Below are 20,811 nucleotides of genomic sequence, written 5' to 3' on the forward strand. Positions count from 1 at the left end.
CATCCGACGCCCAGTCTCCTGGGTCGCCGGGGCGCGCAAAAGCCTTCCGGCCTTCCCGGCCACGCGCTGGCCGAAATCACACCTCGGCCACGACGGACACCCGGCACCGGTGACCGGCGCCCCGCGGCCGCCCTACGCCGGCACCCCTACCTCGCCTACCTCGGCGCGACGAACAGGCTCTGCGCGCTGCGCCCGATGGGCCCCTTCTCGTCGTGCAGCCGCGCGTCGGCGAGCCCGATCCCGGCCGCGTCCACGCTCGTACGGGCCTCCACGCACACCCACTCCCCCACCGGATGGCGGTGCAAGTGGACGGTGAGGTCTCCGTTGACGAAGACGTAGCTGCCGAAGTCCAACACCGCGCTGATCCCGTTGCCCGAGTCGGCGGCGACCAACACCCGGTCCAGCGGGCGGGTCTCCTCCCCCACGATCAGCGGCACCCTCATCCGCATCCAGCAGGTCCCCGGCCCCGGCTCCAGGAACGCCCCGGCGGCGAAGCGGGTCTCCACGGCCGTGTGGTAGCCCCTCTCCCACGGCAGCTCGAAGGGGGTCTGCGCCACTTCGCCGGGCGGGGGCAGCTGCGGCCCCGGCGCCACCGCCGGCACCGTCTCCCGTGCGACCCGGATCCGCAGGGCCCGCGCGAGCATCACCGGCGCGCCCCCGGCCGGGGCGAGGACGGCCTCCACCAGCTCGGTACCCCGGCCCGCGCGCACCACGCTGGTGGTGACCTCCAGCTCGCCGATCGGCACCGGCCGCAGGATCTCGTAGGTGATCCGCGCGATCCGCATGTCCTCCCGGGCGCCTTCCCGCTCCTCGACGGCCCGCCCCAGCAGTGCCGCGGGCGGCCCGGCGTGCTGGGAGCGCTCGTCCCACGGCCCGCGCGTGAAGGCGGTGGCCAGGAAGCGCCCGGTGTCGATCCGCTCGAAGAACCCCTCAGCAGCACCCATGCCCCGCACGCTACCCACTGGTAACCACCGGCACCACCCCTTCCCCCCGACAGCCGAGGTCCACCGACGGCCGAGGTCCACGACGAGGGACAATGGAGCGGTGTCGACCACCCCCGCCCCCGCCCTGCGCGCCGACTGCGCCAACTGCTTCGCGCTCTGCTGCGTCGCCCTCCCCTTCGCCAAGTCCACCGACTTCGCCGTGGACAAAGCCGCCGGAACGCCCTGCAAGAACCTCCGGCAGGACTTCCGCTGCGGCATCCACACCGGGCTGCGCGACAAGGGCTTCCAGGGCTGCACCGTCTTCGACTGCTTCGGCGCGGGCCAGCAGGTCTCCCAGGTCACCTTCGGCGGCCGCGACTGGCGCACCGACCCCGGCACCGCCCGCCAGATGTTCGAGGTCTTCCCCGTCATGCGGCAGCTGCACGAGCTGCTGTACTACCTCACCGAGGCCCTCGCCCTCCCCGCGGCGGCCCCCCTCCACGAGGACCTGCGCGCGGCGCTCACCACGACCACCGAAGCCACCCGCGCCGACGCGGACACCCTGGCCCCCTTCGACGTCGGCGCCCTGCGCCAGGACATCAACACCCTCCTCCTGCGGACGAGCGAACTGGTCCGGGCCACCGCCCCCGGCCGCAAGAAGAAGAACCACCGCGGCGCCGACCTCATGGGCGCCCGCCTCCGCGGCGCGGACCTGCGCGGAGCCAACCTGCGCGGCGCCTACCTGATCGCCGCCGACCTCTCCGGCGCCGACCTGCGCAGCGCCGACCTGATCGGCGCGGACTTCCGCGACGCCGACCTGCGCGGCGCCGACCTCCGGGACGCCCTCTTCCTCACCCAGGCCCAGCTGAACGCCGCACACGGCTCCCCCGCGACCCGCATCCCCGCCTCCCTGACCCGCCCCTCCCACTGGGCCTGACCCGCCCCTCGCGCCGGACCTGACCCGCGCCCCCGCCCGCCCCGGGGCGACCGGCCGCCCGCGCCGCGACGGCAATCATTGCCCGGCGTCACCCACCGTGATACACAGAGTGACCATACGTTCTTCCGTATACACACCGCCTCCGCCCAGGTCAGGGCAACGAGGCGGGGGCCGGCCCGGGAGATCGGGTAAAGAGAGCCGCCAAGTCGACGACTGGGCAGGTTTCATCAGCGAAGATAGTGCGTAACCCCTGCCGTCGGGCACGGGCTACCGGAACTACCCATACTGGGGCGGTGAGTTACATGATCCTGGCAGCCGAAAAGGGCGACATCACCACCATCATCGGCGGAATCGCCCCGAACTGGGGGCCGTTCGGCAGTCTCGGCAACGAAGCGAAGGTCATGGTCGAGGTGGTCATGGCCGTCGCCATCCTCCTCTGCCTCGGCATCGCCATCTGGGGCGCCGCCAAACAGCGCATCGGCGCGACCGCCCTGCGCGACACGTTCAGCGCGGAACAGGGCAAGGGCCTGATCGTGGCCGGACTCACGGGCGTCTTCATCATCGGCTCCCTGGGCACCCTCTTCACGATCGTCTACGGAATGGCCGTCTAGCCGTGCCGCCCGCCGGCCGTCGTACCTGATGGCGAATCAACACACCGCGGCCACGCGGCAACGAGCGCTACCGTCGTACGACGCGGAGGGGGCGGACACGCAATGAGCAACGACGACCAGTACGGTGGCGGCGGCCACGGCGAGGTCGGCGGCACGGGCCAGACCCGTACCCGCCTCCCCGACGCCCCCACCGACGCCTACGGTGCTCCCCGCCGCACCCCCCGCGCCTCCCGCGGCCTGATCACGGTGGTCGGCGTGGTGGTCCTCCTCGTCGCCGCCATCGCCTTCGCGAACCGGTCGGGCGACACCACCACGCCCACCACCTCGGACAAACCCCCGTCCGCCACCCCCACCTCCCCGACCGGCACCCGCCCCGTGGACACCAAGACCAACGGCATCCCCCGCGGCTTCGCCCACACCGAACAAGGCGCCCAGTCCGCGGCCGCCAACTACGCGGTCGCCCTCGGCTCGGACGGCATGCTCAAGCGGGACCTCCGCCACGCGATCATGGACACCCTCTACACCCCGGAAGCGGCGGCGGCGCGCAAGGGCGCCCAGGACTCCGCGTACTCGCCCGCCTTCCTCACCAGCCTCGGCCTCGACGCCGACGGCAACCCCCCGCAGGGCAGCACCTTCGTCACCCGCGCCGTCCCCATCGGCACCCGCGTCGAGAGCTACGGCCCCACCAGTGCGAAGGTCGCCGTCTGGTACACGGGCCTGCTCGGCATGTCGGGCCCCAAGTCCACCGACCCCGTGCGCACCACCTGGAAGACCTGGACGTTCGAACTCTCCTGGGCCGGCGAGGACTGGAAGATCGGCGCCGACACCCAGCAGGACGGGCCCGCCCCCGTCCCCGGTGACGTCCCCGCCTCCACGTCCGACGACATCAGCAAGGCCGTCAAGGAGTTCGGAGGGTTCACCTATGCCCGGTAGCCGCCCCTTCCGCATCGCCGCAGCACTGGTCACCGTCCAGAGCACACTGGTCCTGCTGTCCGCCCGGGCCTTCGCCGCACCCACCCCGCCGCCCACGACCAGCCCCACGCCCAGCACCTCCGCCACCCAGAGCGGCAAGTGCGAAGGCGTCATCGGCCCGCTCAAGGAATCCTGCGAGCGCAGCGTCGGCGGCAGCGCCACCGGCAGCCCCAACACCGGCCTCACCACCAACACCCCCGACGCCATCAACCCCCTCGCCTCCCTCGCCAAGGGCTGCGCCGACGCCGCTTCCTGGATCGTCGGCAAACTCGGCTCCGCCATCAAGGGAACGGCCACCGTCGACTTCACCAACCCCGCCTTCCTCCAGCAGTACGCGGTCGTCTTCGCGGCCAGCACCATCCTCACCCTCGTGCTGTGGCTCCTCGCCGTCGCCAAGCGCGCCATCCGGGGCGTCCCCCTCGCCACCGCCATGTCCGAAGCCATCGGCTTCCTCTGGCTCACCGTCCTCGCCTCCGCCTTCACCCCCCTCGTCCTGTACACCGTCGTCTCCGCCACCGACGCCGTCACCGGGGTCATCGCCACCGCCACCGGCAGCCAGGGCGACGTCTTCTTCGGCTCCTTCGCCGAAGCCCTCAAGAAGGGCGACGACATCGGCGGCGGCCCGATCATGCTGATCGTCGTCGCCCTCGTCACCGTCCTCGCAGCCGGCGTCCTGTGGCTCGAGCTCGTCATCCGCGCCGCGCTCCTCTACGTCGGCGCCCTCCTCGGCACCGTCGTCTACGCCGGCCTCGTCGACCGCAACATGTGGGGCCACGTCCGCCGCTGGGCCGGCATCATGATCGCCGTCATCCTCGTGAAGCCGGTCATCGTCATCGTCCTCGGCCTCGCCGGGGCCCTCGCCGGCGACAAGGGGCCCGACGCCTTCTCCGCCGTCGTCTCCGGCCTCGCGATCATCCTCCTCGCGATCTTCGCCTCCGCCATGATCTACCGCTTCGTCCCCGGCTTCGGCGACGAGATCGCCTCCGCCCGCTCCAACCGCAGCAAGGCCACCGACGGCGCCCAGGCAGCGGCCGTCATCAGCTCCCCGGCCTCCCTCGTCTCCCAGGGCATCAAGACACACAGCAGCCGAGGCGCCCACCGCGCCGGCGGCGAAGGCGGCGGCGCCCCCCGCCCCGCCAACCCCATCTCCGGAGGCGTGGCCGCCCACAGCAGCCGCCCCACCGGCGGCGGATCCGGCGGAACTGTCCCCTCCGCCGCACCCGCGCCCCGCACTGGATCGAGTACGAGGAACACAGGAGGTGACGGGCGTTGACGACCCAGTCCCACCAGCTCCACCCGGTCGCGCCCCGCCGCACGTATCTCATCGGCCGCGCCCGGCCGAACGCGATCGTCGGCAAGAACCGCGAAACCGGCGAGATCGCCCTGATCATCGTCGGCGCGTTCTTCGGCATGATGAGCGGACTGCTCGTCCCCGACCTCGCCCTGCGCATCGTGAGCCTCGCCGGCTTCCCCCTGCTCGCGCTCGCCGCCGTGTACGTCCCCTACAAGGGCCGCACCTTCTACAAGTGGTTCGAGATCAACCGCAGCTACAAGCGCACCCTGCGCCGCGGAGCCACCTACCGCTCCGGCGCCGTCGAAGCCGGCGTCCGCGCCTCGGACGGCCGCGAAGTCGAAATCGGCCCGCCCCCCGGCATCGGCCGCATCAACTGGCTCGCCGCGCCCTTCGGCCCCGACGAGATCGCCGTCCTCCTCCACGCCGACCGCCGCACCGTCACCGCCGCCATCGAAATCGAAGGACCCGGCGTCGGCCTGCGCGACAGCGAGGACCAAGAAGCCCTCGTCGACCGCTTCGGCACCCTCCTCAAACACGTCGCCAACGGCGACGGCTTCGTCACCCGCCTCCAAATGCTGGCGCGCACCCTCCCCGCCGACCCCGACGCCCACGCCAAGGACGTCGCCCAGCGCGGCGACACGAACGCCCCCGTCTGGCTGCGCGACTCCTACGACCAGCTCCAGTCGATGGTCTCCACCTCCAGCGAGCAGCACCGCGCCTACCTCGTCGCCTGCATGCACTACACGCGCGAACTCGCCGCCGAAGCCCACACCATCGCCCGCGCCTCCACCCCCCACAAGGGCCGCAAACTCGACCGCGACGCCGGACTCGCCATCGTCATGGCCCGCGAACTCACCGACATCTGCGCCCGCCTCGCCGAAGCCGACATCCGGGTGCGCCAGCCGCTGGGCCAGGGCCGCCTCTCCTCCCTCGTGCACTCCATGTACGACCCGGACCACCCCATCGACCACATCCAGGCCATGACCAAGCGCAACGCCTGGCCCGCCGAACTGGACGCGGTCGAACCCACCTACCTCCAGGCCAAGACCCGCGAGTCCTCCACCCGCGCCCCCTGGTGCCACGCCACCGCCTGGGTGAAGGAATGGCCGATGACCCCCGTCGGCGTCAACTTCCTCGCCCCCCTCCTCGTCCACACCCCCGACGTCATCCGCACCGTCGCCGTCACCATGGACCTGGAGCCCACCGAAGTGGCCATCGAGCGCATGCTCACCGAGAAGACCAACGACGAGGCCGACGCCAGCCGCGCCGCCAAGATGAACCGCACCGTCGACCCCCGCGACATCGCCGCCCACGGCCGGCTCGACCAGAGGGGTGAAGATCTGGCCAGCGGTGCGGCAGGAGTCAACCTCGTCGGGTACATCACGGTGTCCTCGCGTTCCCCCGAGGCCCTCGCCCGCGACAAGCGCACCATCCGCGCCTCCGCCGGCAAGTCCTACCTGAAACTCGAATGGTGCGACCGCGAGCACCACCGCGCATTCGTCAACACCCTGCCGTTCGCCACCGGCATCCGACGCTAGCCGGAAGGAAGTGCCGCCCATGCGCGATCCCATGTCCGCCCTGACGGACGCCTTCACCAGCTTCCTCTTCGGCAAGGTCGAAACCACCCGCCTGCCCGTACGCACCTCGACCGGCCAGGCCCAAGCCGTCTACCTGCCCACCGCCGCCCCCGGTCTCGGCGACTCCGGCGTCATCATCGGCCGCGAGGTCTACAGCGGCAAGGGCTACATCTACGACCCCTTCCAGCTCTACGGGCAACAGCTCCCCGCCCCCCACTGGCTGGTCCTCGGCGAATCCGGCAACGGCAAGTCCGCCCTGGAGAAGACCTACGTCCTGCGCCAGCTCCGCTTCCGCGACCGACAGGTCGTCGTCCTCGACGCCCAGGGCGAAGACGGCGTCGGCGAATGGAACCTCATCGCCCAGCAGCTGGGGATAACCCCCATCCGCCTGGACCCCATCGCCGCCAACGACGACGGGATCCGCCTCAACCCCCTCGACCCGGCGATCACCACCACCGGGCAGCTCGCGCTGCTCCGCACCATCATCGAAGTCGCCATGGGACACGGCCTGGACGAACGCTCCGGCTTCGCCCTCAAGGTCGCGCACGCCTACGTCGTCGAAACGATCATCGACCGCCAGCCCGTCCTCACCGACATCGTCGAACAGCTGCGCCACCCCAAACCCGAATCCGCCGAAGCGATGAACGTCGACATAGACGATGTCCGCGCCTGGGGCCTCGACGTCGCCCTCGTCCTGGACCGCCTCGTCGACGGCGACCTGCGCGGCATGTTCGACGGCCCCACCACCGTCGGCATCGACCTCGACGCGCCGCTCATCGTCTTCGACCTGTCCCACATCGACCGCAACTCCATCGCGATGCCGATCCTCATGGCGATCGTCGGCGTCTGGCTGGAACACACCTGGATCCGCCCCGACCGCAAGAAGCGCATCTTCCTGGTCGAAGAGGCCTGGCACATCATCAACAGCCCCTTCGTCGCACAGCTGTTCCAGCGCCTCCTCAAGTTCGGCCGCCGCCTCGGCCTGTCCTTCGTCGCCGTCGTCCACCACCTCTCCGACGTCGTGGACGGAGCAGCCGCCCGGGAGGCCGCCGCCATCCTCAAAATGGCCTCCACCCGCACCATCTACGCCCAGAAGGCAGACGAAGCCCGCGCCACGGGCCGCGTCCTCGGCCTGCCCCGCTGGGCCGTCGAAATCATCCCGACCCTCACCCCGGGCATCGCCGTCTGGGACGTCAACGGCAACGTCCAGGTCGTCAAACACCTGATCACCGAAGCCGAACGCCCCCTCGTCTACACCGACCGCGCCATGACGGAATCCTCAGCCCCCCAACTCCCCGACGACCTGCTGGCCGCCGAACTCGAAGCGGAACAGCGCGCCCTCCACATGGAACGCCACCGCAACGGCGGCCCCGGCTCGGCGACCACGGTGGCGTAGCCATGCCCGACCCACGCCGTACGGACCCCTCCGCCCGCCCCGGCGGCATCCCCGACGGAGTCCTGGTCGGCCTCCTGGCCTTCCTCCTCGGCCTGGCCGTCCTGATCTGGTCGACCACCGGCCTGGCCGCCCTCTTCGCGAAGGGCGCCTGGCCGGACACGGTCACCTTCACCCGCACCCCGACGGCCGTCCGCGCCCTGATAACGCACCCCCACGACATCCCCGGGGCCTGGCCCGACACCGACCCCGCCTCCCTGTCCGGCTGGGGCCTCTTCTGGGGCCTCTTCATCAGCCAGCTCCTGATCCTCCTGGTCCTCGGCATCTTCACCCTCGGCGTCATCACCCGCACGAAAGCCCGATCACAAAATCCGGCCGCCCCCTCAGCCCCGCCAACCCCAGCCCCGGCACACCACCCAGCCCCGCCGCACCACCCAGCCCCGCCGGCGTTTGAGGCGCGGGGGCCTGGGGGCAGCGCCCCCAGCACTCAACCCGCGCCCGGCACCGGCACGGCCCCAAATCCAGCCCCGCCGGCGTTTGAGGCGCAGGGCCCGGGGGGCAGCGCCCCCAGCACACAGCCCGCACCCGGCACCGGCACGGCCCCAAATCCAGCCCCGCCGGCGTTTGAGGCGCAGGGCCCCGGGGGCAGCGCCCCCAGCACACAGCCCGCGCCCGGCACCGGCACCGGCACCGGCACCGGCACCGGCACCCGCCTGGCCTACGCCCCACCGGCCACCCGCGACCACGCGGCCAGGACCTTCCTCGACTCCGCAGAAGGCGCGGCCCTCGTCGTCACCTCCTCCCCCACCCTCTGGTCGGAGACCAGGGACGCCCGCGCCAAACTCGGCCCCGTCCTCCTCTACGACCCCTCACACCTGTGCGACACCCCCGCACCGGCCCGCATGCACTGGAACCCCACCACCGGCTGCGCGGACCGCGACACCGCCGCCGCCAGAGCGGTCGCCCTGCTGGCCCCCGTCCGCCCCACGGCCCGCATGGACGCCGCCCTCGCCGACACCGCCGAAACACTCCTCCGCAGCTGGCTCCACGCCGCAGCCCTCGACGACCGCCCCTTCAAGCAGCTCCACCGCTGGGCCCAAGGCACGCACGCGCAGGACCCGGTCCGCATCCTGCGCACCCACCCCGGGGCCACCCCCGGCGCGGCCGGCGCACTCGAAAGCGCCCTCACCGCACACCCCCAACGCCGCGAGCAGGCCCAGCACCTGACGGCCCGTGCCCTGTCCTGCCTCAGCTCGGTCCACATCCGCGACGCGTGCAACCCGAATCGAACGGATTCGCTGACCCTGGCATCGTTCGTCCCCGAGGGGGGAACCCTCTACGTGGTGGGTGAACCCCTGGAAGACCCCCGTACCCACCCGGGTGCGATGCCCTTGCTGACCGCACTCGCCGCGAGCGTGGTCGAGCACGGCCGTCGCATGGCTGCAAGGTCATCCCACGGTCGGCTCGACCCACCACTCACCCTCGTCCTGGACGACGTCGCCGCGGTCGCCCCCATCCCGCAGCTCCCCGAGCTCCTCCAGGACGACACGCTCCCCCTCCTCGCCCTTTGCCGGAGCAGGGAACAGGCCCGCGCCCGCTGGCCGGAGGCCGTCGAGTTCACCCCCGCCGGCCCCCACCACCACCGCTGACCCCGGCCGTCTCTTACGGCCTCCGGAGCACGTACTCCCGCTCCCTCGCCCCGCCCGCATCCCCCGGCATCGGCACGGTCAGGCCACTCTCCCGGAAGCCGAACCGCCGGTAGAACGCCTCGGCCCGCGCGTTCTCCTCGTGCACGAACAGCCGTACGCGCTCCAGCGGCGGCTCCTCCAGCGACCACGCCCATTCCAGCGCGGCCCGGAACAACGCCTCGGTCAGCCCGGTGCCCCGCTGCTCGGCCCGCACGAACACGCCGACCACGTGTCCCTGCTCCTGCTCGACCGCCTCACCGAAGTAGTCCGGCACGCCGCCGGGCTCGACCAGCAGCGTCACCGAGCCGTTCCACTGCCCGTCCGCGGCTTCCGCGATGAACTGCCGCGCGCCCCGCCCCTGACTCGCCCGCTCCGTGCGCCCCTGCCAGAACTCGTCCGGCTGCGCCTCCGCCTGCTCCAGCGTTTCCAAGAAGGCGATCGCCGCCGCCGGATCCCGCAACGCGAGGAGCCTCAGCTCCTTCGCCTGCTTCCACTCGTCGCCCCGTACCGCCCGTATCACGTGTTCGTTCATAACAGCGGATCCAACCACGCCCACTTGCCATGCCGCACCCGCAATTCCGTGTGCCGGGCGCCGGTTCACACGAAACGGGTCCGGAACGCAGAAAAGCCCCGCACCGGCCCCGAAGGGCTGGTGCGGGGCTTCCCGCAATGATTGTTCGGCGGCGTCCTACTCTCCCACAGGGTCCCCCCTGCAGTACCATCGGCGCTGAAAGGCTTAGCTTCCGGGTTCGGAATGTAACCGGGCGTTTCCCTAACGCTATGACCACCGAAACACTATGAAGTTGACCAACCGGATGACAACACGGTCGTTACTTCAGAACTAACACAGTGGACGCGAGCAACTGAGGACAAGCCCTCGGCCTATTAGTACCAGTCAGCTCCACCCGTTACCGGGCTTCCACATCTGGCCTATCAACCCAGTCGTCTACTGGGAGCCTTACCCTCTCAAGGAGGTGGGAATACTCATCTTGAAGCAGGCTTCCCGCTTAGATGCTTTCAGCGGTTATCCCTCCCGAACGTAGCCAACCAGCCATGCCCTTGGCAGGACAACTGGCACACCAGAGGTTCGTCCGTCCCGGTCCTCTCGTACTAGGGACAGCCCTTCTCAATATTCCTACGCGCACAGCGGATAGGGACCGAACTGTCTCACGACGTTCTAAACCCAGCTCGCGTACCGCTTTAATGGGCGAACAGCCCAACCCTTGGGACCGACTCCAGCCCCAGGATGCGACGAGCCGACATCGAGGTGCCAAACCATCCCGTCGATATGGACTCTTGGGGAAGATCAGCCTGTTATCCCCGGGGTACCTTTTATCCGTTGAGCGACGGCGCTTCCACAAGCCACCGCCGGATCACTAGTCCCGACTTTCGTCCCTGCTCGACCCGTCGGTCTCACAGTCAAGCTCCCTTGTGCACTTACACTCAACACCTGATTGCCAACCAGGCTGAGGGAACCTTTGGGCGCCTCCGTTACTCTTTGGGAGGCAACCGCCCCAGTTAAACTACCCATCAGACACTGTCCCTGATCCGGATCACGGACCGAGGTTAGACATCCAGCACGACCAGAGTGGTATTTCAACGGCGACTCCACCATGACTGGCGTCACGGCTTCAAAGTCTCCCACCTATCCTACACAAGCCGAACCGAACACCAATATCAAACTGTAGTAAAGGTCCCGGGGTCTTTCCGTCCTGCTGCGCGAAACGAGCATCTTTACTCGTAGTGCAATTTCACCGGGCCTATGGTTGAGACAGTCGAGAAGTCGTTACGCCATTCGTGCAGGTCGGAACTTACCCGACAAGGAATTTCGCTACCTTAGGATGGTTATAGTTACCACCGCCGTTTACTGGCGCTTAAGTTCTCAGCTTCGCACGCCCGAAAGCGCACTAACCGGTCCCCTTAACGTTCCAGCACCGGGCAGGCGTCAGTCCGTATACATCGCCTTACGGCTTCGCACGGACCTGTGTTTTTAGTAAACAGTCGCTTCTCGCTGGTCTCTGCGGCCACCCCCAGCTCAGGAAGCAAGTTCCTTCACCAGTGATGGCCCCCCTTCTCCCGAAGTTACGGGGGCATTTTGCCGAGTTCCTTAACCATAGTTCACCCGAACGCCTCGGTATTCTCTACCTGACCACCTGAGTCGGTTTAGGGTACGGGCCGCCATGAAACTCGCTAGAGGCTTTTCTCGACAGCATAGGATCATCCACTTCACCACAATCGGCTCGGCATCAGGTCTCAGCCTTAATGAGGGACGGATTTGCCTACCCCTCGGCCTACACCCTTACCCCGGGACAACCACCGCCCGGGCTGGACTACCTTCCTGCGTCACCCCATCGCTTACCTACTACAAGTCTGGTTCGTCGGCTCCACCACTTTCCTTTCCCCGAAGGGTCCGGAACGGCTTCACGGACTTAGCATCGCCTGATTCGATATTGGGCGTTTCAAAGCGGGTACCGGAATATCAACCGGTTGTCCATCGACTACGCCTGTCGGCCTCGCCTTAGGTCCCGACTTACCCTGGGCAGATCAGCTTGACCCAGGAACCCTTAGTCAATCGGCGCACACGTTTCTCACGTGTGTATCGCTACTCATGCCTGCATTCTCACTCGTGAACCGTCCACAACTAGCTTCCGCTGCTGCTTCACCCGGCACACGACGCTCCCCTACCCATCACAGCAGGCGTTGGCCCTATTGCTGCAATGACACGACTTCGGCGGTACGCTTGAGCCCCGCTACATTGTCGGCGCGGAATCACTTGACCAGTGAGCTATTACGCACTCTTTCAAGGGTGGCTGCTTCTAAGCCAACCTCCTGGTTGTCTCTGCGACTCCACATCCTTTCCCACTTAGCGTACGCTTAGGGGCCTTAGTCGATGCTCTGGGCTGTTTCCCTCTCGACCATGGAGCTTATCCCCCACAGTCTCACTGCCGTGCTCTCACTTACCGGCATTCGGAGTTTGGCTAAGGTCAGTAACCCGGTAGGGCCCATCGCCTATCCAGTGCTCTACCTCCGGCAAGAAACACACGACGCTGCACCTAAATGCATTTCGGGGAGAACCAGCTATCACGGAGTTTGATTGGCCTTTCACCCCTAACCACAGGTCATCCCCCAGGTTTTCAACCCTGGTGGGTTCGGTCCTCCACGAAGTCTTACCTCCGCTTCAACCTGCCCATGGCTAGATCACTCCGCTTCGGGTCTAGAGCGTGCAACTCAATCGCCCTATTCGGACTCGCTTTCGCTACGGCTTCCCCACACGGGTTAACCTCGCTACACACCGCTAACTCGCAGGCTCATTCTTCAAAAGGCACGCAGTCACGACCGTTGTTCCGAAGAACAACGGCGACGCTCCCACGGCTTGTAGGCACACGGTTTCAGGTACTATTTCACTCCGCTCCCGCGGTACTTTTCACCATTCCCTCACGGTACTATCCGCTATCGGTCACCAGGGAATATTTAGGCTTAGCGGGTGGTCCCGCCAGATTCACACGGGATTTCTCGGGCCCCGTGCTACTTGGGAGATGAGCAAGCAAGCCGCTGATGTTTCGTCTACGGGGGTCTTACCCTCTACGCCGGACCTTTCGCATGTCCTTCGACTACATCAACGGTTTCTGACTCGCCGACCGGCCGGCAGACCGATCAAGCTCATTCCCACAACCCCGCATGCGCAACCCCTGCCGGGTATCACACGCATACGGTTTGGCCTCATCCGGTTTCGCTCGCCACTACTCCCGGAATCACGGTTGTTTTCTCTTCCTGAGGGTACTGAGATGTTTCACTTCCCCTCGTTCCCTCCACACTGCCTATGTGTTCAGCAGTGGGTGACAGCCCATGACGACTGCCGGGTTTCCCCATTCGGACACCCCCGGATCAAAGCTCAGTTGGCAGCTCCCCGGGGCCTATCGCGGCCTCTCACGTCCTTCATCGGTTCCTGGTGCCAAGGCATCCACCGTGCGCCCTTAAAAACTTGGCCACAGATGCTCGCGTCCACTGTGTAGTTCTCAAGCAACGACCAGCCACCCATCACCCTGCACTCGAAAGCACAAGTTCACTGGGGCCGGCATCGCAGAAGGACAGCCATACGGCCGTACCCTCAGACACCCAACAACGTGCCAAGCACGATCCCGTCCACTGTCACTGTGTTCCACGCCGAAGCAGTACTTACAGGAAGTTTCCGAAACCGTGCCAACTAATCAACGTTCCACCCATGAGCTGACCGTGCAGAACATTTGCCTGCAATCGGTACTGTGCTCCTTAGAAAGGAGGTGATCCAGCCGCACCTTCCGGTACGGCTACCTTGTTACGACTTCGTCCCAATCGCCAGTCCCACCTTCGACAGCTCCCTCCCTTACGGGTTGGGCCACCGGCTTCGGGTGTTACCGACTTTCGTGACGTGACGGGCGGTGTGTACAAGGCCCGGGAACGTATTCACCGCAGCAATGCTGATCTGCGATTACTAGCGACTCCGACTTCATGGGGTCGAGTTGCAGACCCCAATCCGAACTGAGACCGGCTTTTTGAGATTCGCTCCACCTCACGGTATCGCAGCTCATTGTACCGGCCATTGTAGCACGTGTGCAGCCCAAGACATAAGGGGCATGATGACTTGACGTCGTCCCCACCTTCCTCCGAGTTGACCCCGGCGGTCTCCTGTGAGTCCCCATCACCCCGAAGGGCATGCTGGCAACACAGGACAAGGGTTGCGCTCGTTGCGGGACTTAACCCAACATCTCACGACACGAGCTGACGACAGCCATGCACCACCTGTATACCGACCACAAGGGGGGCACTATCTCTAATGCTTTCCGGTATATGTCAAGCCTTGGTAAGGTTCTTCGCGTTGCGTCGAATTAAGCCACATGCTCCGCCGCTTGTGCGGGCCCCCGTCAATTCCTTTGAGTTTTAGCCTTGCGGCCGTACTCCCCAGGCGGGGAACTTAATGCGTTAGCTGCGGCACCGACGACGTGGAATGTCGCCAACACCTAGTTCCCAACGTTTACGGCGTGGACTACCAGGGTATCTAATCCTGTTCGCTCCCCACGCTTTCGCTCCTCAGCGTCAGTAATGGCCCAGAGATCCGCCTTCGCCACCGGTGTTCCTCCTGATATCTGCGCATTTCACCGCTACACCAGGAATTCCGATCTCCCCTACCACACTCTAGCTAGCCCGTATCGAATGCAGACCCGAGGTTAAGCCTCGGGCTTTCACATCCGACGTGACAAGCCGCCTACGAGCTCTTTACGCCCAATAATTCCGGACAACGCTTGCGCCCTACGTATTACCGCGGCTGCTGGCACGTAGTTAGCCGGCGCTTCTTCTGCAGGTACCGTCACTTTCGCTTCTTCCCTGCTGAAAGAGGTTTACAACCCGAAGGCCGTCATCCCTCACGCGGCGTCGCTGCATCAGGCTTTCGCCCATTGTGCAATATTCCCCACTGCTGCCTCCCGTAGGAGTCTGGGCCGTGTCTCAGTCCCAGTGTGGCCGGTCGCCCTCTCAGGCCGGCTACCCGTCGTCGCCTTGGTGGGCCATTACCCCACCAACAAGCTGATAGGCCGCGGGCTCATCCTTCACCGCCGGAGCTTTCAACCCCCGCCCATGCAGGCAGGAGTATTATCCGGTATTAGACCCCGTTTCCAGGGCTTGTCCCAGAGTGAAGGGCAGATTGCCCACGTGTTACTCACCCGTTCGCCACTAATCCACCCCGAAAGGCTTCATCGTTCGACTTGCATGTGTTAAGCACGCCGCCAGCGTTCGTCCTGAGCCAGGATCAAACTCTCCATGAATGTTTACCCGTAATCGGGTGAAACACACACTTAGAGCGGGTCAGCCAAGGTCGGAATAAGACCGGCTGACCACAACGTCCTCGCTGTGTTCATTGCCTGCAAGCACTCCACGAAGGAGCCCCACAGGACTTTTTCAAAGGAACCTCATCCACCGGAGTGGACGGGGTATCAACTTCTGGCGTTGATTTTTGGCACGCTGTTGAGTTCTCAAGGAACGGACGCTTCCTTCGTACTCACCCTCGCGGGTTTTCCTCCGGGCGCTTCCTTTGTTCTTCTTTGTTCTTACGTTTCCGACTCTATCAGACTCTTTCGTGTCCGATTCCCGGTCGAAGCGGGTTCCTTCCAGGAATTCGCTTTCGCGTTTCCCTTTCCGGCGAGACCGACTCTATCAGAACTTTTCCACCGGATTTCCCGGCTTCTGAATCCCGATTGAGGAGTCGAGGTGCCCCGGTCGGAATTGCGTCCTCGGGGGCGTGTGCCGAGCCGTTCAGCTCCAGGCAACCGTTCTACTCTACAGCTCCCCCGCCACACCGTCAAAACGGCTCGGCTCCTCCTCGGCCCGGGGCGTCCGGTCCTGCCGGGGCAGCAGGAAGGGGGTCGTCATGATGAGGAGTCCGGCGAGCGCGATCGCGAGGCGCGGGCTGGTGAGCCCGGCCAGCAGCCCCCAGAGAGCGGTCAGTGCGGCGATCGTGGCCTTGCTGGAGACGGACCACGCGGACAGGGTGCGGGCGACCCGGCCTGCCGGGGTCCGCTCGAGCCGGAAGGTGGCGAACACCGGGTTGAACACTCCCATGCAGGTGATCAGCCCGAACTCGACGACCATGACGAGCACCAGCCCGGCCGTGCCGGGGCCGATGAAGACCAGCCCGAGCAGCCAGCACGCCCTCAGCACCCCGGTCGTGAACATGACCCTGTGGCGCCCGTACCGGGCGACGAGCCGCGGGGCGAGGCGTGAGCCGATCAGACCGCCGATGCAGGGCACGGCGAAGGCCAGACCGTACTGCCAGGGTGCGAACCCGAGGCGTCCGAGCATGAGGACGGCGAGCAGCGGCTGGGTCGCCATGATCAGGCCGCTGACCAGGATGGTGTTGGCGAACAGCGGCCGCAGCGCGGAGTCGCGCAGGATGTACCGCCACCCGTCGAGCAGGTCGCCGACGCGCAACCGCGGTGGTACCGCGGTCTGCCTGGGCGGCGGCTCCTGGCCGCCGATCGCGCGGATCCCCACCGCCGAGAGCAGGTAGCTCACCGCGTTGGCCGTCACGGTCATCACCGGACCGAGCAACCCGATCGCGGCACCACCGAGGGGCGGACCGAGCACGGAGGCGGTCCAGTTCGTCGACTCGAACCGCCCGTTGGCAACGAGCAGGTCCTCCGGCCCCACGAGCGATTTCAAGCATGCGCCGCCGGCCGCGGTGAAGGCGATGTCGGCCGCCCCGACGAGGATCGACACGACCAGGAGCTGGGCGAAGCTCAGCCAACCGAGCGCGAACGCCGCGGGGACACTCATCAACGCCGCGAACCGGACCAGGTCCATCGCGACCATCACCGGCCGCTTCCGCCGGAACTCCACCCACGGGCCGAGCGGCACCGCCACCACCGCACCGACCGCCAGTCCCGCGGCCGCCAGCACCGACACCTGGGTCGTCCCGGCGTGCAGAACGAGGACCGCGATCAGGGGAAACGCGTCGAACGCGAGCCACGTCCCGAGGGTGCTGACCGCGTACGCCGCCCACAACCACCCGAACTGCCGCCCCAAAGCCCGCCCGGCCCCCATGCCCCACACCCCCGTCGCCTCACGCAGTTGGCCATCATGGCACTGCACCGCACCCCGTCGCTGCACACGCCGGCCGACCGGGCGGCCCCAGCAGTCGTACCGGTCGTCCGCGGACGACAGCGACCCGCTCGACCCGCTCGACCCGCTAGGCCGGACGGGCGCACTGGACGGCTGGTTCGTCGTACCGGCGTGACGTCCCGGGTCGCTGGTCTGAGTGCACTCTGCCGTCGCCCCGTGCGTCCGACGCGGACCGGTACCGGTTGCGCCCTAGCGTGGGTCCGGAACAATCCGGGCATACCGCGCCCGGAGATCCCGGGCTTTCGGAGGCACCCTCACCATGACCACCGGCATCGCAGAGCTCACCGGGGACTACGTCCTCGACCCGGCCCACACCCGAATCGGCTTTGTCGCCCGCCACGCCATGGTGACGAAGGTCCGCGGAGCATTCCACCAGTTCGAGGGCACCGCTCACCTGGACGGCACCGATCCGGCCCGCTCCAGTGGCCAGGTGGCGGTGAAGGTCGAGAGCATCGACACCGGCGTCGAACAGCGCGACCAGCACCTGCGCACCAACGACTTCCTGGACGCTCCCAACTACCCCGAGATCACGTTCCGCAGCACCTCGGTCGAGCCGCGCTCCGACAACGAATACCGCGTCACCGGCGACCTGACCATCAAGGACACCACCCGCCCGGTCACCATCGACTTCGAGTACACCGGCCATGCCGTCGATCCCTACGGCAACCTCCGCGTCGGCCTGGAGGGATCGGTGACCATCTCCCGTCAGGAGTTCGGGGTGACCTGGAACGCGGCCTTGGAAGGCGGCGGTGTCCTGGTCGGCGACAAGGTCGTCCTGGAGTTCGACATCTCCGCGATCAAGCAGGGGTAACAGCCCTGCGGAACCCGGCTAGGGGCTTGTGCGGGCGACCTTGCAGGGCTCGGGCGATGAGATCATGGACCAGGAACTCTCCGGGCAGGCGGTTCTCCTTGAGCGGTTCAAGGTTGTCGGGGCCGAACCACCCGTAGGCGGAGTGCTTGGACCATTCCAGCCTGGGATGGTCCAGGTCGCCCTCGACCTCGACGAGATAGTCGGCTTCGTGACGGACTCCGGCGCCGTCGTCTCCGGTCCAGGTGCTGGTACCGAGGAAACGCCGCACGTGGCGAAGGCGCCAACCGGTCTCTTCCTCGATCTCCCGCGCCAGAGCCTCCAGCAGGGTCTCGCCGTCCTCGACGTGACCTCCCACGATGTCCCAGGTATGGGGGAAGAGCCGGCGATGGGGACTTCGCCTTTGGGCGAAGGCTTTGCCGCTGTGATTGAGGATGACGGCCCCTACGGTCCAGACCTCCCCAGGTACGCCGAGGGGTAGCTCGACGTCGTGTTCCACGCTGAACGACCGTTTGTGTCCGGGCACGGTCGACAGGGTAGGCCGGGTGTTCCCGTCGGACGGGTGCTACAGGTTGACCCGTTTGAGGTACACGCGGCTGCGGTGCGGGATGGTCTGGTACCAGAGCAGCAGGTGCTCGTCCTCGTACGTACGCAGCCGCATCGGGTGGGGGTCCTCGTAGAGGCTGCCGTCCTTGGGGTCGATGGCCAGGGAGGCCAGGTCGACCAGGCCGTCCATGACGGCCTCGACGAGGCTCAACTGCTCCGCCGGCATGTCGCCGAGCACCCACACCCGGCCGGGATCGCACTCCCACGCCCAGCCGCCGTCGTTCTCGACGCCCTCGCCGCGCGAGGTCACTGACCGATCTCCGCCTGGGCCTCGGCGAGGATGCGGCTGCTCGTCTCCATGGCGGTCCGGAACTCCTGTTCCGTCGCTCGCGGATCACCGGCGACGCGTTCCGCCTCCAGGAGCGCCGCGGACCGCGCCGGCCATCGATGGATCGCCACGTGTGTGGCCCACTTGATCAGGAAGAACCGCAGCGGGTTGATCCCGCCGGTCTCCGCGGCCCGGTCGAACGCCTCGTTGCATTCCTTGTCGAGCACGGGGAGGCTCGCCATGTCGATCCGCCGCACGGCATCCCGCAGCGCTTCGCGCGTCATGGCCGGCTGGGGAATGAGCGGACCGCCGGCATCCAGCTGCTGTGCTGTCATCTGCCCTCCAGGGGAACGCGGCCAGGATACCCAGCCCGACCCACGGCCGAGCGGTTTCGGCCCCGTACGTCCGGGGAACTCGGGCGAACTCCGGTAAACGCAGAAAAGCCCCGCACCGGCCCCGAAGGGCTGGTGCGGGGCTTCCCGCAATGATTGTTCGGCGGCGTCCTACTCTCCCACAGGGTCCCCCCTGCAGTACCATCGGCGCTGAAAGGCTTAGCTTCCGGGTTCGGAATGTAACCGGGCGTTTCCCTAACGCTATGACCACCGAAACACTATGAAGTTGACCAACCGGATGACAACACGGTCGTTACTTCAGAACTAACACAGTGGACGCGAGCAACTGAGGACAAGCCCTCGGCCTATTAGTACCAGTCAGCTCCACCCGTTACCGGGCTTCCACATCTGGCCTATCAACCCAGTCGTCTACTGGGAGCCTTACCCTCTCAAGGAGGTGGGAATACTCATCTTGAAGCAGGCTTCCCGCTTAGATGCTTTCAGCGGTTATCCCTCCCGAACGTAGCCAACCAGCCATGCCCTTGGCAGGACAACTGGCACACCAGAGGTTCGTCCGTCCCGGTCCTCTCGTACTAGGGACAGCCCTTCTCAATATTCCTACGCGCACAGCGGATAGGGACCGAACTGTCTCACGACGTTCTAAACCCAGCTCGCGTACCGCTTTAATGGGCGAACAGCCCAACCCTTGGGACCGACTCCAGCCCCAGGATGCGACGAGCCGACATCGAGGTGCCAAACCATCCCGTCGATATGGACTCTTGGGGAAGATCAGCCTGTTATCCCCGGGGTACCTTTTATCCGTTGAGCGACGGCGCTTCCACAAGCCACCGCCGGATCACTAGTCCCGACTTTCGTCCCTGCTCGACCCGTCGGTCTCACAGTCAAGCTCCCTTGTGCACTTACACTCAACACCTGATTGCCAACCAGGCTGAGGGAACCTTTGGGCGCCTCCGTTACTCTTTGGGAGGCAACCGCCCCAGTTAAACTACCCATCAGACACTGTCCCTGATCCGGATCACGGACCGAGGTTAGACATCCAGCACGACCAGAGTGGTATTTCAACGGCGACTCCACCATGACTGGCGTCACGGCTTCAAAGTCTCCCACCTATCCTACACAAGCCGAACCGAACACCAATATCAAACTGTAGTAAAGGTCCCGGGGTCTTTCCGTCCTGCTGCGCGAAACGAGCATCTTTACTCGTAGTGCAATTTCACCGGGCCTATGGTTGAGACAGTCGAGAAGTCGTTACGCCATTCGTGCAGGTCGGAACTTACCCGACAAGGAATTTCGCTACCTTAGGATGGTTATAGTTACCACCGCCGTTTACTGGCGCTTAAGTTCTCAGCTTCGCACGCCCGAAAGCGCACTAACCGGTCCCCTTAACGTTCCAGCACCGGGCAGGCGTCAGTCCGTATACATCGCCTTACGGCTTCGCACGGACCTGTGTTTTTAGTAAACAGTCGCTTCTCGCTGGTCTCTGCGGCCACCCCCAGCTCAGGAAGCAAGTTCCTTCACCAGTGATGGCCCCCCTTCTCCCGAAGTTACGGGGGCATTTTGCCGAGTTCCTTAACCATAGTTCACCCGAACGCCTCGGTATTCTCTACCTGACCACCTGAGTCGGTTTAGGGTACGGGCCGCCATGAAACTCGCTAGAGGCTTTTCTCGACAGCATAGGATCATCCACTTCACCACAATCGGCTCGGCATCAGGTCTCAGCCTTAATGAGGG

General features: G+C 66.2%; 14 protein-coding genes and 5 rRNA genes (1 of these 19 running past the window's edge). 8 read left to right on the forward strand and 11 right to left on the reverse strand.

Annotated features, from left to right (window positions below; all coding sequences use genetic code 11):
- Nucleotides 1-155: 155 nt before the first annotated feature.
- Nucleotides 156-944, reverse strand: a complete 789-nt coding sequence (locus tag OG861_RS14770) for a thioesterase family protein (RefSeq protein ID WP_329196964.1) — start codon at nt 942-944, stop codon at nt 156-158.
- Between the two features lie 100 nt (nt 945-1,044).
- Between OG861_RS14770 and OG861_RS14775 the strand changes: the two genes are divergently transcribed.
- From OG861_RS14775 to OG861_RS14805, 7 genes are all read left to right on the forward strand, one after another.
- The gene (locus tag OG861_RS14775; RefSeq protein WP_330261723.1) at nt 1,045-1,860 is read left to right on the forward strand and encodes a pentapeptide repeat-containing protein; all 816 of its coding nucleotides are present in this window, start codon (nt 1,045-1,047) and stop codon (nt 1,858-1,860) included.
- A 302-nt stretch (nt 1,861-2,162) separates the two neighbouring features.
- Nucleotides 2,163-2,471, forward strand: coding sequence for a hypothetical protein (locus tag OG861_RS14780; protein WP_136213834.1), 309 nt, complete (start codon nt 2,163-2,165; stop codon nt 2,469-2,471).
- Nucleotides 2,472-2,573: 102 nt separating this feature from the next.
- Nucleotides 2,574-3,404 carry a hypothetical protein gene (locus tag OG861_RS14785; RefSeq protein WP_329196960.1) on the forward strand — a complete coding sequence of 277 codons (831 nt, stop codon included), beginning with the start codon at nt 2,574-2,576 and terminating at the stop codon, nt 3,402-3,404.
- Entirely contained in the window at nt 3,394-4,716 is a 1,323-nt protein-coding gene (locus OG861_RS14790; RefSeq protein ID WP_329196959.1) for a hypothetical protein, read from the forward strand. Before OG861_RS14785 ends, OG861_RS14790 begins: the two co-directional genes overlap by 11 nt.
- Nucleotides 4,713-6,275, forward strand: a complete 1,563-nt coding sequence (locus OG861_RS14795) for an SCO6880 family protein (RefSeq protein ID WP_329196957.1) — start codon at nt 4,713-4,715, stop codon at nt 6,273-6,275. Before OG861_RS14790 ends, OG861_RS14795 begins: the two co-directional genes overlap by 4 nt.
- 19 nt (nt 6,276-6,294) lie before the next feature.
- Complete coding sequence (locus OG861_RS14800; protein WP_329196955.1) at nt 6,295-7,710, forward strand: ATP-binding protein; 1,416 nt, start codon at nt 6,295-6,297, stop codon at nt 7,708-7,710.
- 2 nt (nt 7,711-7,712) lie between these two features.
- Nucleotides 7,713-9,356 carry a type VI secretion protein gene (locus OG861_RS14805; RefSeq protein ID WP_330261724.1) on the forward strand — a complete coding sequence of 548 codons (1,644 nt, stop codon included), beginning with the start codon at nt 7,713-7,715 and terminating at the stop codon, nt 9,354-9,356.
- 13 nt (nt 9,357-9,369) lie between these two features.
- Here OG861_RS14805 and OG861_RS14810 read toward each other — a convergent pair whose 3' ends face one another.
- From OG861_RS14810 to OG861_RS14830, 5 genes are all read right to left on the reverse strand, one after another.
- A complete protein-coding gene (locus OG861_RS14810) occupies nt 9,370-9,927 on the reverse strand; it encodes a GNAT family N-acetyltransferase (RefSeq protein ID WP_329196952.1) in 558 nt (185 codons plus the stop codon).
- A gap of 143 nt (nt 9,928-10,070) precedes the next feature.
- Nucleotides 10,071-10,187: ribosomal RNA gene (gene rrf / locus OG861_RS14815) — 5S ribosomal RNA — on the reverse strand.
- 73 nt (nt 10,188-10,260) lie between these two features.
- Nucleotides 10,261-13,383, reverse strand: a 23S ribosomal RNA gene (locus OG861_RS14820).
- A 285-nt stretch (nt 13,384-13,668) separates the two neighbouring features.
- Nucleotides 13,669-15,193: ribosomal RNA gene (locus tag OG861_RS14825) — 16S ribosomal RNA — on the reverse strand.
- Together the 16S, 23S and 5S rRNA genes form the textbook arrangement of a ribosomal RNA operon.
- 511 nt (nt 15,194-15,704) lie before the next feature.
- Nucleotides 15,705-16,967, reverse strand: a complete 1,263-nt coding sequence (locus OG861_RS14830) for an MFS transporter (RefSeq protein ID WP_329196950.1) — start codon at nt 16,965-16,967, stop codon at nt 15,705-15,707.
- A gap of 337 nt (nt 16,968-17,304) precedes the next feature.
- Here OG861_RS14830 and OG861_RS14835 point away from each other — a divergent pair, with 337 nt between their 5' ends.
- Nucleotides 17,305-17,856, forward strand: coding sequence for a YceI family protein (locus OG861_RS14835; protein WP_329196948.1), 552 nt, complete (start codon nt 17,305-17,307; stop codon nt 17,854-17,856).
- On the opposite strand, the gene OG861_RS14840 is transcribed toward OG861_RS14835, so the two are convergent.
- The 5 genes from OG861_RS14840 to OG861_RS14860 form a co-directional block, all read right to left on the reverse strand.
- Nucleotides 17,843-18,352: an NUDIX hydrolase gene (locus OG861_RS14840; RefSeq protein ID WP_329196946.1), complete on the reverse strand. Its 510-nt coding sequence runs from the start codon at nt 18,350-18,352 to the stop codon at nt 17,843-17,845. The two genes, OG861_RS14835 and OG861_RS14840, sit on opposite strands and share 14 nt — an antisense overlap.
- Before the next feature lie 66 nt (nt 18,353-18,418).
- Nucleotides 18,419-18,709, reverse strand: coding sequence for a hypothetical protein (locus OG861_RS14845; RefSeq protein ID WP_330261725.1), 291 nt, complete (start codon nt 18,707-18,709; stop codon nt 18,419-18,421).
- Entirely contained in the window at nt 18,706-19,062 is a 357-nt protein-coding gene (locus tag OG861_RS14850) for a hypothetical protein (protein WP_329196942.1), read from the reverse strand. The genes OG861_RS14845 and OG861_RS14850 overlap by 4 nt, the downstream gene beginning before the upstream one ends.
- Nucleotides 19,063-19,217: 155 nt before the next feature.
- Nucleotides 19,218-19,334 (reverse strand): 5S ribosomal RNA (gene rrf, locus OG861_RS14855).
- Nucleotides 19,335-19,407: 73 nt separating this feature from the next.
- A 23S ribosomal RNA gene (locus OG861_RS14860) occupies nt 19,408-20,811 on the reverse strand; it runs 1,719 nt beyond the window's last position.

It is taken from the genome of Streptomyces sp. NBC_00539 (assembly GCF_036346105.1).
Taxonomy (GTDB): Bacteria; Actinomycetota; Actinomycetes; order Streptomycetales; family Streptomycetaceae; genus Streptomyces.